General features: G+C 30.3%; 1 protein-coding gene. It reads left to right on the top strand.

The genetic code is table 11. The features are described 5' to 3' along the window. The coding region (locus QWI17_RS01285) for a TonB-dependent receptor domain-containing protein (protein ID WP_302720680.1) at nt 1-310 on the top strand (310 nt) is incomplete at both ends.

Here is a 310-nt window from a genome sequence, read left to right as displayed (position 1 = left end):
GAAAAATTTCAGAAATCCAACGTACAATGATTTGTTTTGGAAAACTGGTGGAAACCCAGATTTGAAATCAGAATCAGCTTATCAATTTGAATTAGGAAATGATTTTATCAGCAAAAATTTAAACATTCAAACCAATATTTTTTATAATAAGTTGAGTGATATGATTCAATGGATTCCGAGCTCGCAAAACAGTTCTTATTGGGTTCCTATGAACATCAACAAAGCAGAAACCTATGGTTTTGAAATGATTGGGAATTACAAATGGAATACGTTTAGTTTCAATACAACTTATGCATACACCAAAACAAAA

It is taken from the genome of Gilvimarinus gilvus (genome assembly GCF_030518155.1).
GTDB lineage: Bacteria > Pseudomonadota > Gammaproteobacteria > Pseudomonadales > Cellvibrionaceae > Gilvimarinus > Gilvimarinus gilvus.
This window is presented reverse-complemented; position numbering and strand designations above follow the sequence as displayed.